Annotated in this window: 22 protein-coding genes; 12 read left to right on the top strand and 10 right to left on the bottom strand. The window is 55.0% G+C overall.

The genetic code is table 11. The features are described 5' to 3' along the window. Positions 1 to 9 precede the first annotated feature (9 nt). The 4 genes from hslV to rraA all read left to right on the top strand — a co-directional run bounded on the left by hslV (position 10) and on the right by rraA (position 3451). Complete coding sequence (hslV, locus tag AC4IC4_RS22465; RefSeq protein WP_008501802.1) at positions 10 to 540, top strand: ATP-dependent protease subunit HslV; 531 nt, start codon at positions 10 to 12, stop codon at positions 538 to 540. Positions 541 to 549: 9 nt separating this feature from the next. Then, positions 550 to 1884 carry an ATP-dependent protease ATPase subunit HslU gene (hslU, locus tag AC4IC4_RS22470; RefSeq protein ID WP_023309685.1) on the top strand — a complete coding sequence of 445 codons (1335 nt, stop codon included), beginning with the start codon at positions 550 to 552 and terminating at the stop codon, positions 1882 to 1884. A gap of 68 nt (positions 1885 to 1952) precedes the next feature. After that, positions 1953 to 2873 (top strand): 1,4-dihydroxy-2-naphthoate polyprenyltransferase, encoded by a 921-nt coding sequence (gene menA / locus AC4IC4_RS22475; protein ID WP_491471911.1) that lies wholly within the window; start codon positions 1953 to 1955, stop codon positions 2871 to 2873. Positions 2874 to 2965: 92 nt separating this feature from the next. Next, positions 2966 to 3451 (top strand): ribonuclease E activity regulator RraA, encoded by a 486-nt coding sequence (gene rraA / locus AC4IC4_RS22480; RefSeq protein ID WP_023309687.1) that lies wholly within the window; start codon positions 2966 to 2968, stop codon positions 3449 to 3451. A 566-nt stretch (positions 3452 to 4017) separates the two neighbouring features. Here rraA and zapB read toward each other — a convergent pair. After that, entirely contained in the window at positions 4018 to 4257 is a 240-nt protein-coding gene (gene zapB / locus AC4IC4_RS22485; RefSeq protein WP_010436935.1) for a septal ring assembly protein ZapB, read from the bottom strand. 410 nt (positions 4258 to 4667) lie between these two features. On the opposite strand from zapB, the gene AC4IC4_RS22490 reads away from it, so the two are divergent. The 4 genes from AC4IC4_RS22490 to fpr all read left to right on the top strand — a co-directional run bounded on the left by AC4IC4_RS22490 (position 4668) and on the right by fpr (position 8985). Further along, on the top strand, positions 4668 to 5513 hold the full coding sequence (locus tag AC4IC4_RS22490; protein WP_014885705.1) for an MIP/aquaporin family protein: 846 nt from the start codon (positions 4668 to 4670) through the stop codon (positions 5511 to 5513). Positions 5514 to 5534: 21 nt separating this feature from the next. Beyond that, positions 5535 to 7043, top strand: coding sequence for a glycerol kinase GlpK (gene glpK / locus AC4IC4_RS22495; RefSeq protein WP_014885706.1), 1509 nt, complete (start codon positions 5535 to 5537; stop codon positions 7041 to 7043). Positions 7044 to 7131: 88 nt separating this feature from the next. Continuing rightward, positions 7132 to 8142, top strand: coding sequence for a class II fructose-bisphosphatase (glpX, locus tag AC4IC4_RS22500; protein WP_032662725.1), 1011 nt, complete (start codon positions 7132 to 7134; stop codon positions 8140 to 8142). Between the two features lie 96 nt (positions 8143 to 8238). Beyond that, positions 8239 to 8985, top strand: a complete 747-nt coding sequence (fpr, locus tag AC4IC4_RS22505; RefSeq protein WP_061716293.1) for a ferredoxin--NADP(+) reductase — start codon at positions 8239 to 8241, stop codon at positions 8983 to 8985. On the opposite strand, the gene AC4IC4_RS22510 is transcribed toward fpr, so the two are convergent. Beyond that, a complete protein-coding gene (locus tag AC4IC4_RS22510; protein WP_023333860.1) occupies positions 8986 to 9405 on the bottom strand; it encodes a DUF805 domain-containing protein in 420 nt (139 codons plus the stop codon). It abuts the gene before it with no gap. A gap of 112 nt (positions 9406 to 9517) precedes the next feature. On the opposite strand from AC4IC4_RS22510, the gene AC4IC4_RS22515 reads away from it, so the two are divergent. Together AC4IC4_RS22515 and tpiA are read left to right on the top strand one after the other, a co-directional pair. After that, positions 9518 to 10114, top strand: a complete 597-nt coding sequence (locus AC4IC4_RS22515) for a DUF1454 family protein (protein ID WP_024909195.1) — start codon at positions 9518 to 9520, stop codon at positions 10112 to 10114. A gap of 111 nt (positions 10115 to 10225) precedes the next feature. Next, positions 10226 to 10993 carry a triose-phosphate isomerase gene (gene tpiA / locus AC4IC4_RS22520; protein WP_014172206.1) on the top strand — a complete coding sequence of 256 codons (768 nt, stop codon included), beginning with the start codon at positions 10226 to 10228 and terminating at the stop codon, positions 10991 to 10993. 48 nt (positions 10994 to 11041) lie between these two features. On the opposite strand, the gene AC4IC4_RS22525 is transcribed toward tpiA, so the two are convergent. The 6 genes from AC4IC4_RS22525 to cpxP all read right to left on the bottom strand — a co-directional run bounded on the left by AC4IC4_RS22525 (position 11042) and on the right by cpxP (position 17160). Next, on the bottom strand, positions 11042 to 12346 hold the full coding sequence (locus tag AC4IC4_RS22525; protein ID WP_148769945.1) for an SLC13 family permease: 1305 nt from the start codon (positions 12344 to 12346) through the stop codon (positions 11042 to 11044). A 73-nt stretch (positions 12347 to 12419) separates the two neighbouring features. After that, positions 12420 to 13163 carry a CDP-diacylglycerol diphosphatase gene (locus AC4IC4_RS22530; protein ID WP_032648501.1) on the bottom strand — a complete coding sequence of 248 codons (744 nt, stop codon included), beginning with the start codon at positions 13161 to 13163 and terminating at the stop codon, positions 12420 to 12422. 106 nt (positions 13164 to 13269) lie between these two features. After that, positions 13270 to 14259, bottom strand: coding sequence for a sulfate ABC transporter substrate-binding protein (locus AC4IC4_RS22535; RefSeq protein WP_491471912.1), 990 nt, complete (start codon positions 14257 to 14259; stop codon positions 13270 to 13272). 210 nt (positions 14260 to 14469) lie between these two features. Beyond that, complete coding sequence (pfkA, locus tag AC4IC4_RS22540; RefSeq protein ID WP_023309696.1) at positions 14470 to 15432, bottom strand: 6-phosphofructokinase; 963 nt, start codon at positions 15430 to 15432, stop codon at positions 14470 to 14472. A gap of 174 nt (positions 15433 to 15606) precedes the next feature. Further along, a complete protein-coding gene (gene fieF, locus AC4IC4_RS22545; protein WP_024909199.1) occupies positions 15607 to 16500 on the bottom strand; it encodes a CDF family cation-efflux transporter FieF in 894 nt (297 codons plus the stop codon). A gap of 153 nt (positions 16501 to 16653) precedes the next feature. Further along, positions 16654 to 17160 carry a cell-envelope stress modulator CpxP gene (gene cpxP, locus AC4IC4_RS22550; RefSeq protein WP_024909200.1) on the bottom strand — a complete coding sequence of 169 codons (507 nt, stop codon included), beginning with the start codon at positions 17158 to 17160 and terminating at the stop codon, positions 16654 to 16656. Between the two features lie 150 nt (positions 17161 to 17310). Between cpxP and cpxR the strand changes: the two genes are divergently transcribed. Further along, on the top strand, positions 17311 to 18009 hold the full coding sequence (gene cpxR / locus AC4IC4_RS22555) for an envelope stress response regulator transcription factor CpxR (RefSeq protein WP_491471913.1): 699 nt from the start codon (positions 17311 to 17313) through the stop codon (positions 18007 to 18009). Further along, positions 18006 to 19379, top strand: coding sequence for an envelope stress sensor histidine kinase CpxA (gene cpxA, locus AC4IC4_RS22560; protein ID WP_023309731.1), 1374 nt, complete (start codon positions 18006 to 18008; stop codon positions 19377 to 19379). Before cpxR ends, cpxA begins: the two co-directional genes overlap by 4 nt. A 36-nt stretch (positions 19380 to 19415) precedes the next feature. Here the strand turns inward: cpxA and AC4IC4_RS22565 are convergent, their stop codons facing one another. Beyond that, positions 19416 to 20666 (bottom strand): MFS transporter, encoded by a 1251-nt coding sequence (locus AC4IC4_RS22565; RefSeq protein ID WP_491472854.1) that lies wholly within the window; start codon positions 20664 to 20666, stop codon positions 19416 to 19418. Positions 20667 to 20797: 131 nt separating this feature from the next. Continuing rightward, a complete protein-coding gene (locus AC4IC4_RS22570) occupies positions 20798 to 21751 on the bottom strand; it encodes a sugar phosphate isomerase/epimerase family protein (protein WP_208763356.1) in 954 nt (317 codons plus the stop codon). Positions 21752 to 21757 lie beyond the last annotated feature (6 nt).

Here is a 21757-nt window from a genome sequence, read left to right on the forward strand (position 1 = left end):
GGTCTGCTCGTGACAACAATAGTAAGTGTACGCCGTAACGGCCATGTGGTAATCGCCGGTGATGGCCAGGCCACGCTGGGTAATACCGTCATGAAAGGCAACGTGAAGAAAGTGCGCCGTCTCTACAACGACAAAGTGATCGCCGGTTTTGCAGGCGGCACGGCGGATGCCTTCACGCTGTTTGAACTGTTTGAACGCAAACTGGAAATGCACCAGGGTCATCTGGTGAAAGCTGCCGTTGAGCTGGCGAAAGACTGGCGTACCGACCGCATGCTGCGCAAGCTCGAAGCGCTGCTGGCGGTCGCCGATGAAACCGCATCGCTTATCATCACCGGTAACGGTGACGTGATTCAGCCGGAAAATGACCTGATTGCCATCGGCTCTGGCGGCCCTTATGCCCAGGCTGCTGCCCGCGCGCTGTTGGAAAATACCGATATGAACGCGCGTGATATCGCGGTGAAGGCGTTGGATATTGCAGGTGATATCTGCATCTATACCAACCACAACCACACCATCGAAGAATTGACCTCCAAAGCGTAAGGATCTCCCATGTCTGAAATGACCCCACGCGAAATTGTCAGCGAACTGAACAAACACATTATCGGCCAGGATAACGCCAAGCGCTCCGTGGCTATCGCCCTGCGTAACCGCTGGCGTCGTATGCAGCTTGACGAAGAGCTGCGCCACGAAGTCACGCCGAAGAACATTCTGATGATCGGCCCGACCGGCGTCGGTAAAACCGAAATCGCCCGTCGTCTGGCGAAGCTGGCCAACGCGCCGTTCATCAAAGTTGAAGCCACCAAGTTCACCGAAGTGGGCTACGTGGGTAAAGAAGTGGACTCCATCATCCGCGATCTGACCGACTCGGCGATCAAAATGGTGCGCGTCCAGGCAATCGAGAAAAACCGCTATCGCGCGGAAGAGATGGCCGAAGAGCGCATTCTCGACGTGCTGATCCCACCGGCAAAAAACAACTGGGGCCAGGCAGAACAGCAGGCGGAACCGTCCGCTGCGCGTCAGGCGTTCCGCAAGAAGCTGCGTGAAGGCCAGCTGGACGACAAAGAGATTGAGATCGATCTCGCTGCCGCACCAATGGGTGTGGAAATCATGGCGCCTCCGGGCATGGAAGAAATGACCAGCCAGCTGCAGTCCATGTTCCAGAACCTGGGCGGCCAGAAGCAGAAAGCGCGTAAGCTGAAAATTAAAGACGCAATGAAGCTGCTGATTGAAGAAGAAGCCGCGAAGCTGGTGAACCCGGAAGAGCTGAAGCAGGACGCTATCGACGCGGTTGAGCAGCACGGTATCGTGTTTATCGACGAGATCGACAAAATCTGTAAGCGCGGCGGCAACAGCTCCGGCCCGGATGTATCCCGCGAAGGCGTTCAGCGCGACCTGCTGCCGCTGGTAGAAGGCTGCACCGTCTCCACCAAGCACGGCATGGTGAAAACGGACCACATCCTGTTTATCGCATCAGGTGCCTTCCAGGTTGCCAGCCCGTCGGATCTGATCCCCGAGCTGCAGGGCCGTCTGCCTATCCGCGTTGAGCTGCAGGCGCTGACCACCGAAGATTTCGAACGTATCCTGACTGAGCCAAACGCCTCTGCTACCGTACAATACAAAGCGCTGATGGCGACCGAAGGCGTGAACCTCGAGTTCACCGAAGACGGTATCAAACGTATTGCTCAGGCTGCATGGCAGGTGAACGAAACCACCGAAAACATTGGTGCGCGTCGTCTGCATACCGTGCTGGAACGCCTGGTCGAAGATATCTCTTACGACGCGAGCGACCTGAACGGTCAAACCGTTACCATTGACGCAGAATATGTGAGTAAACATCTGGATGCGTTAGTGGCAGATGAAGATCTGAGCCGTTTTATCCTATAATCGCGGTTACTGGATTCTCATCACGTTTAATGGGGGCTAATGCCCCCATTTTTATTGGCTAAATACTTATGACTGACATCAGCCGTACTCAGGCGTGGCTCGAAAGTCTGCGCCCTAAAACACTTCCTCTGGCCTTTGCCGCGATTATCGTCGGCACCGCCCTTGCCTGGTGGCAGGGTTATTTTGATCCGCTGGTCGCCGCGCTGGCATTGATTACCGCCGGCCTGCTGCAAATCCTCTCCAATCTCGCCAACGACTACGGTGACGCGGTAAAAGGCAGCGACAAGCCGGACCGCATAGGGCCACTGCGCGGAATGCAGAAAGGGGTGATTAGCCAGGCGCAGATGAAGCGCGCGCTGATTATCACCGTGGTGTTGATCTGCGCATCCGGCCTGGCGCTGGTGACGGTGGCGTCTAAGACTCCCAGCGATTTCATTGGCTTCCTGGTGCTGGGTTTACTGGCCATTATCGCGGCCATCACCTACACCGTCGGCACGCGACCTTACGGTTATATTGGGCTCGGTGATATCTCCGTACTGGTTTTCTTCGGCTGGCTGAGCGTGATGGGAAGCTGGTACCTGCAGGCGCATACGGTGATCCCCGCCCTGTTCCTGCCCGCGACCGCCTGCGGCCTGCTGGCAACGGCGGTGCTCAACATCAACAACCTGCGCGACATCGACAGCGATCGCGAGAACGGTAAAAATACCCTGGCCGTGCGTCTGGGGCCGGTGAATGCGCGCCGCTATCATGCCTGCCTGCTCACTGGCGCGCTGGTTTGCCTGGCGCTGTTTAACCTGATTTCGTTGCAGAGCGTGTGGGGCTGGCTGTTTGTGCTTGCCGCGCCGCTGCTGATTAAGCAGGCCCGCTTTGTGATGCGTGAACTCAGCCCGTCCGCCATGCCGCCGATGTTGGAGCGCACGGTAAAAGGCGCGCTGCTGACTAACCTGTTGTTCGTCATCGGGATTGTCTTAAGCCAGACGCTCAGTTAGCTGACAAATATCAATTAACAATTGATGATTTTGCCAACAACGCATTTCGCACGATATACTGAACACATTCGCAGCAACTGAGCGTTAAACCTATGAAATACGATACCTCCGAGCTTTGTGACATCTACCAGGAAGATGTCAACGTCGTTGAACCGCTGTTCTCCAACTTTGGTGGGCGGTCGTCGTTTGGCGGACAGATCGTCACGGTGAAATGTTTCGAGGACAACGGGTTGCTGTACGATCTGCTCGAACAGAACGGCCGCGGCCGCGTACTGGTGGTCGATGGCGGCGGTTCCGTGCGCCGTGCATTGATTGATGCTGAGTTGGCCGGCATTGCCGTCCAGAATGAATGGGAAGGCCTTGTGGTATACGGCTCCGTGCGCCAGGTGGACGATCTGGAAGACCTGGATATCGGGATTCAGGCCATCGCGGCCATACCGGTAGGGGCGGCGGGTGACGGCATCGGCGAAAGCGACGTGCGCGTCAATTTCGGCGGCGTGACCTTCTTCTCCGGCGACCATCTCTACGCCGATAATACCGGCATTATCCTTTCCGAAGATCCGCTGGATATCGAGTAGTAAAACCGTAAGCATGACCATAAAAAAACCGCCAACAGCAATGTGGCGGTTTTTTTGTCCCTCGGGATTCGCGGTCCGTTGGGAGGATTTACAGCTCCACACCAGGGACTTTTATCATACCTCTCAATAAATGGCAGGCAATCCCTTAAACCCTTTATAAAATCCTAATTTTATTTGCACATCTTAACGGCGAGGCTGATGTTAACTATGATGCTGCGTCCCTTTCCGCCATCTCGCAAATGGGCATCGGTCCAGGGAAAGGTGTATTCACAACCGTAAAACAGCCCACACCAGGGCTTGTGTCCACCGACTTATCACCGGTGGTGAACGGTGGAGCGGTTAGCTGCAGGGACCGCATAATGAAACGCTATTTATGTATCGCGTTCATTGTCGCCAGCGTACTCGTTGTAAAGAGTGATGAACCGAATGTGTTCGTTGCTTTTGCTATGACAGCGCAGGACAAGTAGCGTTAAGGCCGCCTCTGGCGGCCTTTTTTATAACTGGCATAAAAAAAGCCGGGTAGCGGCATCGCCTTACCCGGCCTGGTCAGTTCATCCCTATGGGAATCAGACTTCTTCCATACGTCCCAGCAGCGCCTGCAGGCGATCCTGCCAACCGTTCTGCTGTTCGCGCAGCTGGTTGTTTTCGCGCTCCAGTTCTTCGCGGCCGTGCTGCGCGTTCTGAACTTCCTGCGCGAGGCTGTTGTTCTTCTCTTTCAGCTCTTCAATTTCCATCTGCAGCAGGGTGATGGTGTCAATCGCCTGCTGTACTTTCGATTCCAGTTTCTCAAACACTTCTAAAGACATGATGCTACCTCTCCTGAATTGCAAGGCGACGCTTTAACATAAACGCGCACGACATATACCGTCGATTGTATGGAGCGCGGCGCTCTGTGTCCAGCGACACACCGCGCAGATCGCGGTTTGCAACACTTTTAGGTCTGGTCCTGGTGCGTTCGCGTCATATACCCCTAAATTGTTAACTGATTCGTTAATGAAATGATTCAGCTCACATTCCTGTACCAATCCTGTACTGCTGCAAAAATGTGCTTTATGGCGCGAAAACGCTCATTTTATTGACACAGACCACACATTTTGATTTCGATATTTCTCGTTTTTGCTCGTTAACGATAAATTAACACTATGTCTACAGGGCATCGTGGCTGTCACGGGCGGCCATGCTAACAATAAACATCAATTTCTTCAGGATTCCGATTATGAGTCAGACATCAACCTTAAAAGGCCAGTGCATTGCCGAGTTCCTTGGTACCGGGTTGTTGATATTCTTCGGAGTGGGCTGTGTCGCTGCACTGAAAGTGGCGGGTGCCAGTTTTGGTCAGTGGGAAATCAGTATCATCTGGGGTCTGGGCGTGGCGATGGCCATCTACCTGACCGCAGGAGTGTCTGGTGCACATCTTAACCCGGCGGTGACAATCGCACTGTGGCTGTTCGCGTGCTTCGACGGACGCAAAGTTGTTCCTTTCATTCTTTCTCAGTTTGCCGGCGCGTTTTGCGCAGCGGCGTTAGTTTACGGGCTTTATTACAATCTTTTCATCGACTTCGAACAGACGCATCATATGGTACGCGGCAGCGTCGAAAGTCTGGATCTGGCAGGCATCTTCTCAACCTATCCAAACCCGCATATCAATTTTGTGCAGGCGTTCGCAGTTGAAATGGTGATTACCGCTATTCTGATGGGCGTTATCCTGGCGCTGACCGACGACGGAAACGGCATTCCGCGCGGCCCGCTGGCCCCCCTGCTGATTGGCCTGCTGATTGCGGTGATTGGCGCCTCCATGGGCCCACTGACCGGCTTCGCGATGAACCCGGCACGTGATATCGGACCAAAAGCGTTCGCCTTTATCGCAGGCTGGGGCGACGTCGCCTTCACCGGCGGCAAAGACATTCCTTACTTCCTGGTACCGCTGTTTGCGCCGGTTGTCGGGGCTGCGCTGGGTGCGTTTAGCTACCGCAAATTAATTGGTCGCCATTTACCGTGCGACACCTGTGTGGAAGAGGAGAAGGAAACGACTTCTACCGCACAACAAAAAGCTTCGCTGTAATCTGACTACGGGACACATACCATGACCGAAAAAAAATATATCGTTGCGCTCGACCAGGGCACTACCAGCTCCCGCGCTGTCGTAATGGATCATGACGCGAACATCGTCAGCGTGTCACAGCGCGAATTTGAGCAAATTTATCCTCGTCCAGGCTGGGTAGAACACGACCCGATGGAGATCTGGGCGTCACAAAGCTCCACGCTGGTCGAAGTGCTGGCGAAAGCCGATATCAGTTCCGACGAGATTGCCGCGATTGGTATCACTAACCAGCGTGAAACGACGATTGTCTGGGAACGTGAAACCGGTAAGCCTATTTACAACGCCATCGTCTGGCAGTGCCGCCGTACCTCTGAGATCTGCGAACAGCTGAAGCGCGACGGCATGGAAGAGTACGTGCGCAGCGCCACCGGTCTGGTGGTTGACCCGTATTTCTCCGGCACCAAAGTGAAATGGATCCTCGACCATGTGGAAGGTTCACGCGAGCGTGCGAAACGCGGCGAGCTGCTGTTCGGTACCGTTGACACCTGGCTCATCTGGAAGATGACCCAGGGACGCGTTCACGTTACCGACTACACCAACGCCTCGCGCACCATGCTGTTCAACATCAACACCCTGGAGTGGGATGACAAAATGCTGGACGCGCTGGATATCCCACGCGCGATGCTGCCTGAAGTGCGCAAGTCTTCAGAAGTGTACGGTCAGACCAACATCGGCGGCAAAGGCGGCACCCGTATTCCTATCGCCGGTATTGCCGGTGACCAGCAGGCGGCGCTGTTCGGCCAGCTGTGCGTCAAAGAAGGGATGGCGAAGAACACCTACGGCACCGGCTGCTTTATGCTGATGAACACCGGCGAGAAAGCGGTGAAATCAGAAAACGGCCTGCTGACTACCATCGCCTGCGGCCCGCGCGGCGAAGTGAACTATGCCCTGGAAGGTGCGGTGTTCATGGCCGGCGCGTCTATCCAGTGGCTGCGCGACGAGATGAAGCTGATCAGCGATGCGTTCGATTCCGAGTACTTCGCGACCAAAGTGAAAGACACCAACGGCGTGTACGTGGTACCTGCGTTCACCGGTCTGGGCGCACCGTACTGGGATCCGTATGCACGCGGCGCGATTTTCGGCCTCACGCGCGGTGTGAACTCTAACCACATTATTCGCGCCACCCTGGAATCCATCGCCTACCAGACGCGCGACGTGCTGGAAGCGATGCAGGCTGACTCCGGCATTCGTCTGCACGCCCTGCGCGTGGACGGCGGTGCGGTAGCGAATAACTTCCTGATGCAGTTCCAGTCCGACATTCTGGGCACCCGCGTTGAGCGTCCTGAAGTGCGTGAAGTGACGGCGCTGGGCGCGGCGTATCTTGCCGGTCTGGCAGTAGGCTTCTGGCAGAACCTGGACGAGCTGCAGGAAAAAGCGGTGATCGAACGCGAATTCCGCCCGGGCATCGAAACCACCGAGCGTAACTTCCGCTACAGCGGCTGGAAGAAAGCGGTGAAACGCGCCCTGGCGTGGGAAGAGCACGACGAGTAAGCCCCCCAAAGGGGAGAGGGGACTTAAAACCCCCCTCCCCACTCTGTGATAAACTTCGTGCAATTCCTTTTGATTGCACGAGTACCTCATGAAACGTGAACTTGCTATCGAGTTTTCCCGCGTCACCGAAGCGGCCGCCCTTGCAGGCTATAAATGGCTGGGTCGTGGCGACAAAAATACCGCAGACGGCGCAGCCGTCCATGCCATGCGCATTGTCCTTAACCAGGTCAACATCGACGGCACCATCGTGATCGGCGAAGGCGAGATCGACGAAGCGCCAATGCTCTATATTGGTGAAAAAGTCGGTACCGGCAAAGGCGATGCCGTGGATATCGCCGTCGACCCGATCGAAGGTACGCGCATGACGGCAATGGGTCAGGCCAACGCCCTGGCGGTGCTGGCCGTAGGCGATAAGGGCTGCTTCCTTAACGCGCCGGATATGTACATGGAAAAGCTGATTGTCGGGCCTGGCGCAAAGGGCGCAATCGACCTCAGCCTGCCGCTGGAAGAGAACCTGCACAACATCGCCAAAGCCCTGGGCAAACCCCTTAGCGAACTGACCGTGACGATTCTGGCCAAACCGCGCCACGACGCCACCATCGCTCAGATGCAAAAGCTCGGCGTGCGCGTGTTTGCTATTCCTGACGGTGACGTTGCCGCCTCGATCCTGACCTGCATGCCGGACAGCGAAGTAGACGTGCTGTACGGCATCGGCGGCGCGCCGGAAGGTGTCGTCTCTGCGGCAGTGATCCGCGCGCTGGACGGCGACATGCAGGCTCGTCTGCTCCCCCGTCATGAGGTAAAAGGCGACAGCGAAGAGAACCGCCGTATCGGGGAAAACGAGCTGGCGCGCTGCGAAGCGATGGGCATCGAGGCCAATAAAGTGCTGGCTCTGGACGAGATGGCCCGTAGCGACAACGTTGTCTTCTCGGCGACCGGCATCACCAAAGGCGATCTACTGGACGGTATCACCCGCAAGGGCAATATGGCGACCACCGAAACGCTGCTGATCCGCGGTAAATCACGCACCATTCGCCGCATCCAGTCTATCCACTATCTCGACCGCAAAGACCCGGACGTACAGACGCACATTCTGTAAAACCGTTTGATCGATAGAGCTTTCCGGCCCTGACGGGCTGGAAATTGTCACCACAAGTACGGAAGATAGAACAGAGAAACAGCACAGGAGAAGATCATGGCGGACTGGGTAACAGGTAAAGTCACGAAAATAGAGTTCTGGACCGATGCGCTATTTAGTCTCACCGTCCATGCTCCCGTCCACCCGTTTAAAGCCGGGCAATTCGCCAAGCTGGGGCTGGATGTCGACGGCGAACGCGTGCAGCGCGCCTACTCTTACGTTAACGCGCCTGATAACCCGGATCTCGAGTTCTATCTGGTCACCGTTCCGGACGGTAAGCTCAGCCCGCGCCTTGCCGCCCTCAAGCCCGGCGACGACGTGCAAATTGTGAGTGAAGCGGCAGGCTTCTTTGTGCTCGAAGAGATCCCTGATTGTGACACGCTCTGGATGCTGGCAACCGGTACGGCCATCGGCCCTTATCTCTCTATTTTGCAGTACGGCAAAGATCTGGAGCGCTTTAAAAACATCGTGCTGGTGCACGCTGCGCGCTACGCTGCAGACCTGAGCTACCTGCCGCAGATGCAGGCGCTGGAACAGCAGTACGGCGGAAAGTTAAAGATTCAGACGGTGGTCAGCCGTGAAACCGTAGCAGGAGCGCTGACCGGTCGCGTGCCGGCGTTAATTGAGAGTGGAGCCCTGGAAGACGCGGTGGGTTTGCCGCTGAACGCTGAAACCAGCCACGTCATGCTGTGTGGCAATCCGCAGATGGTTCGCGACACGCAGCAGCTTCTGAAGGATACCCGGCAGATGACGAAACATCTTCGCCGCCGACCGGGCCATATGACCGCCGAACACTACTGGTGATCAGCGGTATTTCACCTCAACGGTGTCTTTACCGTATTTGTTTTCGCTCTGGGTGCCAATAAACGCGCCCAGATCGACAATCATCATCACGAAGATGACCGACGGCAGCAGCCTGCCCACAACCCACGGCAGGATGGACGGCAGCATCGCCCAGTTTCCCGCCACCAGCATCCACGCCAGAATAATCAGAAATGCCCACGCGCCGGAACGTCCGCGATCGTGCAGCCGTTTCACGACGACAGCCGCCGTTGGCCATAGCAGACAGACCAGCGCGAAGGCCGCCGTTTGCGTGCTTAGCCATGCGTTATAGGCAACGAAAAACAGAAGCAGCATGGCGACAATCCACGTCACCATCCAGATCCAGAAATCACGGCGTCCAATACGCCCTTTGAACGAAAACAGCCACTGCTGTATGGTCATGTAAGGTTCCTTATTATCGTATAGCGCGCATTTTACCCTGGAGTTGTGACCTTTTGACAAGCCGACCAGATATCGTTTTAATCATGAGCACTTACGGCCAGGGGCAATGTTGATGAAAAGTTCGGCACGTTCTCTCTTCCTGTGTTTAGCGCTGCTCAGCGTGGGTTATCCCCTGCACGCCGCCGAAACCACTGCCCCGACCACAGCTCCGTATCTGCTGGCGGGCGCGCCGTCATTCGATCAGTCCATCAGCGAGTTTCGTGAAACCTTCAATCAGGCCAACCCTACGCTGCCGCTGGATGAGTTTCGTGCCATCGATGGCCCCCGCGACACGCCTACCTTGACCCGTGCGGCAAGCAAGATTAACGAGAATTTGTATGCCTCCACGGCGCTGGAGCGCGGGACGTTAAAAATCAAAAGCATGCAAATCACCTGGCTGCCAATACAGGGGCCAGAGCAGAAAGCTGCTAAGGCGAAAGCGCTGGAGTACATGAGCGCGGTATTGCAGGCCTTTACCCCTGCGCTGACGAAAAAGCAAAGTCAGCAAAAGCTGCAAAAACTCCTTACCGCCGGGAAAAACAAGCGTTACTACGCCGATACTGAAGGCGCGATCCGCTATGTTGTAGCGGACAACGGCGAAAAAGGACTGACCTTCGCTGTTGAACCGATTAAGCTGGCACTATCTGACACTCTCGACGGGGCGAATTAATGACAAAAAGCAAAGCCTTTCGAGGGAAAATCTCTATACTGATTCACAGACCATGCTGCCCGACAGGGTGGCCATATTCCTTAATTCGCTTATTGAGCGTGGAGAATTGAAATGCGACATCCTTTAGTGATGGGTAACTGGAAACTGAACGGCAGCCGCCACATGGTAAACGAACTGGTTGCGAACCTGCGTAAAGAGCTGGCTGGCGTGACGGGCTGCGCGGTTGCTATCGCTCCGCCGGATATGTACCTGGATCTGGCTAAACACGCCGCTGACGGCAGCCACATCATTCTGGGCGCGCAGAACGTTGACGTTAACCTGTCTGGCGCGTTCACCGGTGAAACCTCCGCTGAAATGCTGAAAGATATCGGCGCGAAATACATCATCATCGGCCACTCCGAGCGTCGCACCTATCACAAAGAATCTGACGAGTTCATCGCGAAGAAATTCGCCGTGCTGAAAGAGCAGGGTCTGATCCCGGTTCTGTGCATCGGTGAAACCGAAGCAGAAAACGAAGCGGGCAAAACCGAAGAAGTGTGCGCACGTCAGATCGACGCTGTGCTGAAAACCCAGGGCGCGGCAGCGTTCGAAGGCGCGGTAATCGCTTACGAGCCTGTCTGGGCGATCGGTACCGGCAAATCAGCAACCCCTGCGCAGGCTCAGGCGGTTCACAAATTCATTCGTGACCATATTGCGAAAGCCGACGCCAAAGTCGCTGAGCAAGTGATCATCCAGTACGGTGGTTCCGTTAACGCTTCCAACGCTGCTGAGCTGTTCACCCAGCCAGACATCGATGGCGCGCTGGTTGGCGGTGCATCCCTGAAAGCGGACGCTTTCGCGGTGATCGTTAAAGCGGCAGAAGCGGCTAAACAGGCGTAATTGCCTTTGTGGCGGGTGGCGCTTGCGCTTACCCGCCCTACAAAAACGCTACAACTTACCTAACACGCTAAACCACAGATAATCCAGCGGCAGCAGCACCAGATAAGTTGCCACCGCCAGCGCCAGACAAAGCACCATCCCCGCCCTTGCAGGCACCTTCCCGAGCCCCATCGCCACCACAATCGGCGACGCCTGATACGGCAGCAGCGGCGTAGAATAGCCCAGCACCTGAATCATGATCACCGACAGCAGCGGGAAGCCGGTCGCATCCGAGAAGCTCTGCGCCAGGGTGGTGTAAAGCGCCGGCACGCCGTTGGCGGTCATAATGAAGTTGAGTGCGGTGGTGATCCCGGTCAACGCCAGGAAACTGGTGAACGGTCTATCTGCATCCAGCGGCATAATGCGGAGCAACGCCTCGCCCACCGCCGTTCCGATGCCGGTTTGGGTCACGACGATCGCCAGCCCCAAAATACCGGCAACGTAGATACAGGTGCGCATATTCACCCCCGCAGAAAACTCCTCCCCGGTGATAAAACCTATACGCGGTAGCATAACGATGATCGACGCCGCCAGCCCCGTCCACGCGGGTCCCACGCCGTGCCAGCTCTCCGTCACCCACATCCCCAGCACCACCGCCAGCAGCCAGGCGAGACGCTTTTCGTCCCGCCCCATAGGCTCAGAGGGCGCCTGTTCCTTCGGCGGTTTCGGGCTACCGGGAAATAGCCAGCAGATCAGGCCAATCAGGATCAGGCCTTTGAGAATGCCCAGCACCGGCGTGTGCAGCAGCAGATACGGGACATAGTTCAGATGGATGCCGTACGAACCTTCCGCAGCACCGCTCATCACCAGATTAGGGACGTTAGCGGGCAGAATCGTCGCCGAAAGCTGGAAAGTCCCGAACCCTACCGCCAGCGCCAGACCAAACCAGGCGCGGGAGCCGTCGGCGATACCGGCGCGTTTTGCCATCGCCGCGACAATCGGCATCAGCAGCGCAATACGTCCCATGTTCGACGGCATCACAAACGCCAGCGCATAGCTCAGCAGCACCACGCTTGCCACCATCAACACCCAGGAGTCGGTGAGCTTTGCCGAAAGCGCCCGGGCGGCCCTGTCCGCCAGTCCGGTTTTACGGATCGCCACGCCGAGCACAAAGCCGCTGAATACCAGCCAGAAAGCCGACGAGGCAAAACCGCCGAAGATGACCTCCGGCGGGGCGATTCTGGCGGTCATCGCCGCCGTGAAGAACAGCAGCGCGGTGATGAATTCCGGCAATAACGACGTCGCCCACAGAACGATGGTGACGCCAACAATCAGTGAGGGTAGCAGCAGAGGATACGTTAACCAGAGCGACATACCTGTCTCCTGTAGAATTTTTCAGCAAGTCTACGGTGACAGGCAGCCCGAGTAAACGCGATTTATGGTGGGGTTACTTCAGGATAGCGCATTGATGATCCTGCAATTCCTCTGCCGACGCGCGGTTGAGCATCAACAGATTACGCTCGGTCGCCAGCAACACAAACGAGCCATCCGACTGCTGCGCCATCGCCAGGGCAAAGCGCCCCATATGGTCGCGCGCTTCCGGCAGCTCTTCCGCCAGCATTATGAACGGGCTGCGCTGCACCAGTTCATTTTCCGTCACCCGGCGAGCAAGATACTCATGTCCTTCCAGCCCTCCGGGAAGAGGCAGCCACTGGGTGCTGATTTCTCCCTGTGCCGCGTTGAGCTTCTCGCGCACGTCCGGGCGCAGGCAGGAGATATGAATATGGAAATGGTTCTGCGTGCGCCCTGTCGGCGAGTTAATCGTCAGCGAAATGGCGCTGTCAGGCACCTCGGAGCCGCGCTTCAGAGTCATAAAGCTGCGCGACTGCCAGGCCAGCCAGAAAAAGTTCGGCGTATGAGATTCGGTCAAAAGCGGGCTTTCGGTGCCGTTGATGCGGTAGGTTGGCATCAGCAGGTACTGCAGCGGCCCGTTGCGATCTTTAAACACCACGTAGCCTGCGTCCGTTTTCACCTGCGCACACGGTGCCGGGTTACGGTTCTGGATCTGATTCGGCACACACTGGTCGAGAACGATATGTCGCAACGCATTCGGATTACCCGCTTTCATCCAGTACACGCCGCCAGCGGCAAGGGCGATGACAATGAGGATCAATAAGATAATTTTTTTCACAACGCGTTCCCTGTTTTCAATAGAGGCAAAAGAGTAACGCAAAATGATGACCAAATAAAAAACCCGGCGGATTTCTCACGCCGGGTCACCGTGTCATGGGCTAATCTTAGCGCTGGCTGATCTGGTCGAAAGTGCCACCGTTAGAGAAGTGCTCTTTCTGCGCTTTGGTCCAGCCGCCGAACTCGTCATCAATGGTGAAGAGTTTCAGTTTAGGGAAGACGCTTTCGTATTTCTTCGCAACGGCCGGATCGCGTGGACGATAGAAGTTTTTCGCCGCAATTTCCTGGCCTTCTGGAGAGTACAGATACTTCAGGTAGGCTTCCGCCACCGGTTTGGTATCTTTCTTCTCAACCACTTTATCGACCACGGAGACGGTCGGTTCAGCCAGAATTGATTCGCTTGGAGTCACGATCTCGAATTTGTCTTTACCCAGTTCGTTAGTGGCCAGCAGGGCTTCGTTTTCCCATGCGATCAGCACGTCGCCAATCCCACGCTCGACGAAGGTGTTGGTGGCGCCACGTGCGCCGGAGTCCAGCACCTCAACGTTTTTATACAGCGCTTTCACGAATTCCTGCGCTTTGGCCTGGTCGCCATTGTTGTGGTGCAGCGCGTAGCCCCATGCGCCCAGGTAGTTCCAGCGAGCGCCGCCAGAGCTTTTCGGGTTAGGCGTGATGACTGATACGCCCGGCTTAATCAGGTCATTCCAGTCATGGATCTGTTTCGGGTTGCCTTTACGTACCAGGAAAACGATGGTCGACGTGTATGGCGCGGAGTTATCCGGAAGGCGTTTGATCCAGTTTTTGTCGATACGGCCACGCTCGGCGATCGCGTCAACATCGTAGGCCAGCGCCAGGGTCACCACGTCGGCTTCAATCCCGTTGATGACGGAGGTCGCCTGCTTGCCAGAACCACCGTGGGACTGGCGAACCACGACATTGTCGCCGGTTTCCTGTTTCCAGTGTGCCGCAAACGCTTTGTTGTATTGCTCGTACAGTTCACGCGTCGGGTCGTATGACACGTTCAGTAACTGGATGTCCTTAGCCAGAACGCTGGTCGATGCCAGCAATAATGTTAAACCCACGCCCCATTTATTCATCGCCCAGCTCTCTTGTGTAGTGTTTTGATGAATGCAGCGTGCCAGAAAGCGAATCGAGGATTAAAGAATAAAAAAAGATTGGCTATAACGTAGTGGAATAAAAAAGCGTGTACACATAAAAAAGCCGGGTGGCGGCTTCGCCTTACCCGGCCTACGAACCGTGCTTTTGCAGGCCCGGTAAGCGCAGCGCCACCGGGCAAAAAACGCCGATCAGTACAGTTTTTTCGCGCAGTCCAGCCAGTCACCTTTGAACGGACGCTTCATGTTTTCAATCGCGTCGATGATATCATGGTGAACCAGTTTTTCGTTCTGAATACCGACGCAGCGGCCGCCGTGACCCTGCAGCAGCAGATCGATAGCGTACGCGCCCATACGGGACGCCAGAATACGGTCGTAAGGGCCTGGGGAACCGCCACGCTGGATGTGACCCAGTACGGTCGCGCGGGTTTCGCGTTTGGTTTCGGCTTCGATGTACTTCGCCAGCTCGTCAACGTCACAGATGTGCTCGGTGATAGCCACGATGGCGTGTTTTTTACCTTTCGCGATGCCCGCTTTGATTTCAGCCACCAGATCTTCACGGCTAAATTCGACTTCTGGCACGACGATAAATTCGCAACCGCCCGCAATGGCTGCCGCCAGCGTCAGGTCGCCGCAGTAACGGCCCATCACTTCAACGATAGAGATACGCTGGTGAGAAGACGAGGTGTCACGCAGACGGTCAATCGCTTCAACAACGGTACCCAGCGCGGTAAAGAAGCCGATAGTGTAGTCAGTACCTTTGATGTCGTTGTCGATGGTGCCCGGCAGACCGATGCACGGGAAACCCATTTCGGTCAGACGTTTTGCACCCATGTAGGAGCCGTCACCACCGATAACCACCAGGGCGTCCAGGCCGCGTTTCTTCATGTTTTCGATAGCCACTTCACGAACGTGTTCATCACGGAATTCCGGGAAGCGCGCAGAACCGAGGAAAGTACCGCCACGGTTGATCATGTCAGACACGCTGTAACGGTCGAGCTGAACCATACGATCTTCATACAGGCCCAGATAACCGTCATAAACGCCAAAAACTTCCAGGCCTTCCGTCAGCGCTGCACGGACAACACCACGAATTGCCGCGTTCATGCCCGGCGCATCACCGCCGCTTGTCAACACACCGATTTTCTTAATCATGACTACCTCTGAACTTAGGAATGCAAAATTGAAATCTGTTGCCGGAAGAAACTTATCGACCAACGAATACTGCAAATAGTATATCAATCCCTTCCAGCTGAATTGATTCAGGTCAGACCAAATGGCGGTAATTTATACACAAAATGCTGGCCTGGCTCACTTTTTTACAACGAATTACGAAAGCCCTACATGACCGGGTACAACCGAGCAGGGATCCTGGTGAATGATGACGTCTGAACCAGGAAAACGCTGCAAAATCGCCTGCTCGACCTGCTCAGCTATCACGTGAGCCTGAACCAGTGGCAGGTTGTCTTCCATTTCAATGTGAATCTGAATAAAGCGGGTCGGCCCTGACTGCCGCGTTCGAAGATCGTGTGCACCGCTGACGCCGGGCCAGGAGGTCACGATAGAAAAAATTTCATTACGTTCTGAGTCCGGGAGGGCGCGGTCAAGCAGTGATTGCACCGCTTCATACCCCATCCGCAGGGCGCTATATAAAATATAGATACCAATCCCTAACGCAAACAACGCATCGGCCCGATGCCAGCCATACCAGGCCAGACCGAGCGCAATAAGAATAGCCCCATTCATCATAACATCAGATTGATAATGAAGCATATCTGCCCGTACAGCCTGACTTTGCGTTTTGCGCACAACCCAGCGCTGGAACGTTACCAGAACAAGTGTGCATATAAGCGCGACAATCGTCACAACGACGCCGACGCCGGGATCGTTCATCGGTGTCGGTGAGACGAGATGCTGAATGCCGGTGAGAAACAAGAACAGCGCAGAACCGGAAATGAACATACTTTGCGCCAGCGCGGCCAGCGACTCCGCTTTACCGTGCCCAAAGGTGTGCTCTTCATCCGCTGGCTGCAGCGAGTAACGCACCACCAGCAGGTTGGTCAGCGAGGCGGCAATATCCACCAGCGAGTCCACCAGCGCCGCCAGAATACTGACCGAACCGGTATACCACCACGCGAAAACTTTGATGACCAGCAAGCACGACGCCATTACCGTCGCGGCCATGGCGGCCCGGTTTACCAGTCTTCCATAGGATTGATTCATAAACGCTCCTGTCATGTCATGCCGCTAGTATAACGGAAGCATGTGGAGTCGAAGGATGAATAAACGGTTAACAAATCAGAATGCGGGGCAAAAAAAACCCCCACATCATGTGGGGGAAGACAGGGATGGTGTCTATGGCAAGGAAAACAGGGTTTACTGGTTACTACGGGTACTGCTATTGCTACTGAAAAACGTCGTTTCTGAGCTTCGCTGCATCCGTGCAACCTCACGCAGCTGGTCCATTCGCTGCTGATGTCTGGTGTTCAAAACCGCTTGCTGCTCGGGCGTTAGCAGGTGGAACATCTGGTTGCGGACCTTCGCCATTTCGACCTGGCGGGCAACCTGTTCCTGTGCCATTTTTTCGGCCTGAGCGCGTACAGCGCTTTCGTCAAAATTTTCTGCGGTGACAAGGCGATGCATTGTCTCCATTTCGCTAACATTAACAGGGGGCTGGTCGTGTCTCGCCCTCTGCATCAGATCTCGCATCTGTTGACGCTGATGTTCGGTTAAACTTATGCCGTCAAACATATGGCTTTGGCTGCTGTTCTGCGTTGCGCCCTCTTGTAAGGGACTGTTATCGCTGATGATAGCTTCAGCAGCCTGGCTAAACGCACTGAACGCCAGCGTTGAGGCCATGACGGCAGCGGTAACTTTGCGCATCACTTGCTCCCAAAATCTTTCGTGTCGCGATTCAACGAGAGACAGTCTACGATTCAGGCTGCAAACATGCGTCAGGGGGTGTAAAACAACGTAAAGTCATGGATTAGACAGCCTTGATGTCGTAATTTCTGCCTCGGAGGTATTTAAACAATGAATAAAATCCTGTTAGTTGATGATGACCGAGAGCTCACATCCCTTTTAAAGGAGTTGCTCGACATGGAAGGTTTCAACGTCTCGGTTGCCCATGATGGCGAGCAGGCGCTGAGTCTCCTTGACGACAGCATCGATTTACTTTTGCTCGACGTGATGATGCCGAAGAAAAACGGTATTGATACGTTGAAAGAGCTTCGCCAGACACACCAGACTCCCGTTATCATGCTGACCGCACGCGGCAGCGAACTCGATCGCGTACTCGGCCTTGAGCTGGGCGCGGATGACTATTTACCGAAGCCGTTTAACGACCGCGAACTGGTCGCCCGTATTCGCGCGATCCTGCGTCGTTCCCACTGGAGCGAGCAGCAGCAAAATACCGACAACAGCTCACCCACCCTTGAAGTCGACTCCCTGAGCCTGAACCCGGGCCGTCAGGAAGCGAGCTTTGATGGCCAGACGCTGGAACTCACCGGCACGGAGTTCACCCTGCTGTACCTGCTGGCACAGCACCTCGGCCAGGTGGTTTCGCGTGAGCATTTAAGTCAGGAAGTGTTGGGCAAGCGTCTTACCCCGTTTGACCGCGCCATCGACATGCACATCTCTAACCTGCGCCGTAAGCTGCCGGAGCGTAAAGACGGTCACCCATGGTTTAAAACCCTGCGTGGTCGCGGTTATCTGATGGTTTCCGCTTCATGATAGGAAGCTTAACCGCCCGCATCTTCGCCATCTTCTGGCTGACGCTGGCACTGGTTTTAATGCTCGTACTGATGTTGCCAAAACTCGACTCACGCCAGATGACGGAGCTTCTCGACAGCGAGCAACGTCAGGGCGTGATGATCGAGCAGCACGTGGAAGCCGAGCTGGCAAACGATCCGCCGAACGATTTAATGTGGTGGCGCAGATTATTTCGCGCTATCGACAAGTGGGCGCCGCCCGGACAACGCCTGCTGCTGGTGACCAGCGAAGGCCGCGTCATTGGGGCCGATCGCAATGAAATGCAGATTATCCGCAACTTCATTGGCCAGGCGGATAACGCCGATCATCCCCAGAAGAAGAAATATGGCCGCGTAGAAATGGTAGGGCCTTTCTCCGTCAGAGACGGAGAGGATAATTATCAGCTCTACCTGATCCGTCCGGCGAGCAACTCCCAGTCTGATTTTATCAACCTGCTGTTTGACCGCCCTCTCCTGCTGCTGATTGTCACCATGCTGGTCAGCTCGCCGCTGCTGTTATGGCTGGCGTGGAGCCTGGCAAAACCGGCGCGTAAGCTGAAAAATGCCGCCGATGAAGTGGCGCAGGGTAACCTGCGACAACACCCTGAACTGGAAGCCGGACCGCAGGAATTCCTTGCCGCCGGGACCAGTTTTAACCAGATGGTGAGCGCTCTCGATCGCATGATGACCGCACAGCAGCGTCTGCTGTCGGATATCTCGCACGAACTGCGTACCCCGCTTACCCGCCTGCAGCTTGGCACCGCGCTGCTGCGCCGCCGCAGCGGTGAGAGCAAAGAGCTGGAGCGTATTGAAACAGAAGCTCACCGCCTGGACAGCATGATCAACGACCTGCTGGTCATGTCGCGTAATCAGCAGAAAAACGCGCTGGTCAGCGAAACGGTGAAAGCCAATCACCTGTGGCACGAGGTGCTGGACAACGCGGCGTTCGAAGCGGAACAGATGGGTAAATCCTTCACCGTCAACTTCCCACCGGGTCCATGGCCGCTGTACGGTAACCCCAACACGCTGGAAAGCGCGCTGGAGAATATCGTGCGTAACGCCCTGCGCTACTCGCACACGAAGATTGAGGTGGCGTTCTCGGTGGATAAAGACGGGATCACCGTCATTGTCGACGACGACGGTCCTGGCGTCAGCCCGGAAGACCGCGAGCAGATTTTCCGTCCGTTCTATCGTACCGATGAGGCGCGCGACCGGGAATCGGGGGGTACGGGGCTGGGCCTGGCGATTGTGGAAACCGCCATGCAGCAGCACCGTGGCTGGGTGAAAGCCGATGACAGTCCGCTGGGTGGATTGCGATTGACCCTCTGGCTGCCGCTGTACAAACGTTCATGACGCCCTGTCCCCGGCGTTTGCCGGGGACAGCTGACCTTATACCTCCGCGGTGACTGCCGCGCGGTTCTGCTTTTTGATCCGTTTCACCAGCAGCGTTGAGCAGACGAATCCCATCAGGCTGAACGCGATCATCACGCTAAAAACATAGTTGTAGCCTGCGATACCGGTGTGGGTATCCAGCAACCAGCCATAAAGCGTGTAAGCAAACATGGCGGGCATGTAACCGATGATGCAGCCAAACGCCATTGCCGAGCCGGCATACTCACGCGGGGTGCCTATCTCATCCATCGGCGCGAAGAAAATGGCGCGCTGCGAGAAAATAATCGCCCCAAAACCTAAGGTTGCCGCCATCCCGATATAGACGTTCATCGATTGGTGGGGTAGCTGCATAAAGACAATCATCGCCGCGGCGGCAATCAGGAAGGTCCACTTCAGGTAGACAGTAGGCGATTTTGCCACTTTATCCGCCAGGAAACCGCCCACCGGTCCCCCCACCATTTTCAGGGCATACTGGTTGATAATGCCGTAGGCTCCCACCAGAGCAACCGGAAGCATATAAATATCTTTGAGGAAAGGGATAAAGTATGTCAGCCCGCAGTAGGCAGCGTACACGAAGAAAATGCCAAACGCGGCCAGCCAGACGTTGGCGCAGGAGAGGATATGTTTGATCCCCTTGAGCACCTCCATGTTGGCACTCCCCTTTTCGCTGCCTTTGACCTTGTCGTCATCGACAATGAAGTAGGTGACCCCCCCTGCGACCAGGGTAATCAGCGTGTAGTATAAGAGCCCCGCCTGCATGCCCGCTTTGCCTTCCCCAAAGTGCACAAAGACGAACAGTGCCCCGGAGGCAACAACCACGTCCACCACGCCGCGGCCAGCCTCAAGAAAGCCAAACATACGCCCCTGTTCCTCCTGCGTTCCCAGCAGACGCACCGCTTTCAGCAATACTGGCCAGTAAACTACGTCAGCGAAAAAGGCCATCGCCGCAAAACAGAGCAGATACCCGGTAAATGATGGCAGCGTGGATAAGTAGAGGCCGCACAATCCCACACCGATTAAACCAAACGGCAGCAGTATTTTTTTAGAGTAACGATCGGCAATATACAGAGAGAGGAACAGGCCCGTTGTCTGGACAATAGTATATACCGTAAAGCTTAAACCAATTTGGGTATTGGTTAATCCCCAGTCATTTTGCATAGGTACATAAAAGACATCTTTCATACTGGAAAGTTTGAATATCGTCCCGCCACCTAAAATCAAAAAGCAGAGTCGTGCCCATTTATTCATGAACATAATTAACACCCTTAGCGTAGGTTGAGAAAACATTCTCAATCAGAAAATGAATGCAATAATCCTCAGCCAGCTCAAAATGAAATGGCCTTCATGTTGACGTTCTTTTTTAACGGCCTAAATACTAGTCAGGTTGTTATAAATTTTTGACACACGTTACGTATATACTGAATTTGAGAAAGGGCGTGATGTTTTTCCTCCGCAAGACGGGCATCTACCATCGTGCTGTCGGGCAATGGGGTATAGCTCGCATTTCGCCACGGTATCCAGGGGTTATTCCCTTCATCGTCGAAACGGAACGCAGGAGCATAATATTCCACCTCTTCTTCTAAGCCAAAAGAGGTGACCTGGGGTTGCTCATCACCTAAAAGTAATAATCTTTTTAGCATCTCCTCCACAGGTAGATCACCGTATCCGGTACGACAGGCTTCATGTCCCCAACCTTTCCCCTCGTTAATAATCCGCGCATCTTTAATATGCACCTGGGTAATCAAGGGGGCCATAACCTCTAATGCCGCCAGCGGCTCTTCGTTGGCATTAATCATATTGCCAAAGTCGAACAGAATTGAGAGGTTTTTCATCCCGCTGTTTTTCACCAGCGTCACCAGTTCATGGCCCTGTAAATCTTCATGTTGTTCAATAGTAAAACTCAGGCCGCAATCGTCATAACGAGATAAATACGCAATATCGCTGGCAATTTTATCGAGCACGTCTTTCAGATACCCTTCATAACGCGGGTAGAAGCGCACCGAGGTCGCTCCCGTCGCCAGGGCGATACGGATCGCATCATCCAGCGTCGCTTTATCCGAAGCGCTAGTTTCAATATGAATATCCAGATGGTAGCTTTGCGCTTTTTCTTTAAACGTGCGTAACTGTTGGTCATTTAATTTTTGCAGGGATTGCGTTTCACCGTCTTCGACATGAATTTTTACCCCTTTTAATTTTTGCTGATACGCTATGTCTAACAAATCACCCGGCAATACGCGTTCATAGCGCATATTTAAATGAAACGCGTAGGCGTGCAGATAGAGGGGTATATTTCTCGCACGTTCCGCCAGCCGTACTTTATCAATATTTTTCATTTTTCT

It is taken from the genome of Enterobacter sp. Taxon_2, assembly GCF_058355295.1.

Excerpts from the sequence above, each read along its gene's own strand:
- hslU (WP_023309685.1), top strand. The coding sequence starts at position 550 with ATGTCTGAAATGACCCCACGCGAAATTGTCAGCGAACTGAACAAACAC.
- menA (WP_491471911.1), top strand. The coding sequence starts at position 1,953 with ATGACTGACATCAGCCGTACTCAGGCGTGGCTCGAAAGTCTGCGCCCT.
- rraA (WP_023309687.1), top strand. The coding sequence starts at position 2,966 with ATGAAATACGATACCTCCGAGCTTTGTGACATCTACCAGGAAGATGTC.
- zapB (WP_010436935.1), bottom strand. The coding sequence starts at position 4,257 with ATGTCTTTAGAAGTGTTTGAGAAACTGGAATCGAAAGTACAGCAGGCG.
- AC4IC4_RS22490 (WP_014885705.1), top strand. The coding sequence starts at position 4,668 with ATGAGTCAGACATCAACCTTAAAAGGCCAGTGCATTGCCGAGTTCCTT.
- glpK (WP_014885706.1), top strand. The coding sequence starts at position 5,535 with ATGACCGAAAAAAAATATATCGTTGCGCTCGACCAGGGCACTACCAGC.
- glpX (WP_032662725.1), top strand. The coding sequence starts at position 7,132 with ATGAAACGTGAACTTGCTATCGAGTTTTCCCGCGTCACCGAAGCGGCC.
- fpr (WP_061716293.1), top strand. The coding sequence starts at position 8,239 with ATGGCGGACTGGGTAACAGGTAAAGTCACGAAAATAGAGTTCTGGACC.
- AC4IC4_RS22510 (WP_023333860.1), bottom strand. The coding sequence starts at position 9,405 with ATGACCATACAGCAGTGGCTGTTTTCGTTCAAAGGGCGTATTGGACGC.
- AC4IC4_RS22515 (WP_024909195.1), top strand. The coding sequence starts at position 9,518 with ATGAAAAGTTCGGCACGTTCTCTCTTCCTGTGTTTAGCGCTGCTCAGC.
- tpiA (WP_014172206.1), top strand. The coding sequence starts at position 10,226 with ATGCGACATCCTTTAGTGATGGGTAACTGGAAACTGAACGGCAGCCGC.
- AC4IC4_RS22525 (WP_148769945.1), bottom strand. The coding sequence starts at position 12,346 with ATGTCGCTCTGGTTAACGTATCCTCTGCTGCTACCCTCACTGATTGTT.
- AC4IC4_RS22535 (WP_491471912.1), bottom strand. The coding sequence starts at position 14,259 with ATGAATAAATGGGGCGTGGGTTTAACATTATTGCTGGCATCGACCAGC.
- pfkA (WP_023309696.1), bottom strand. The coding sequence starts at position 15,432 with ATGATTAAGAAAATCGGTGTGTTGACAAGCGGCGGTGATGCGCCGGGC.
- fieF (WP_024909199.1), bottom strand. The coding sequence starts at position 16,500 with ATGAATCAATCCTATGGAAGACTGGTAAACCGGGCCGCCATGGCCGCG.
- cpxP (WP_024909200.1), bottom strand. The coding sequence starts at position 17,160 with ATGCGCAAAGTTACCGCTGCCGTCATGGCCTCAACGCTGGCGTTCAGT.
- cpxR (WP_491471913.1), top strand. The coding sequence starts at position 17,311 with ATGAATAAAATCCTGTTAGTTGATGATGACCGAGAGCTCACATCCCTT.
- cpxA (WP_023309731.1), top strand. The coding sequence starts at position 18,006 with ATGATAGGAAGCTTAACCGCCCGCATCTTCGCCATCTTCTGGCTGACG.
- AC4IC4_RS22565 (WP_491472854.1), bottom strand. The coding sequence starts at position 20,666 with ATGAATAAATGGGCACGACTCTGCTTTTTGATTTTAGGTGGCGGGACG.
- AC4IC4_RS22570 (WP_208763356.1), bottom strand. The coding sequence starts at position 21,751 with ATGAAAAATATTGATAAAGTACGGCTGGCGGAACGTGCGAGAAATATA.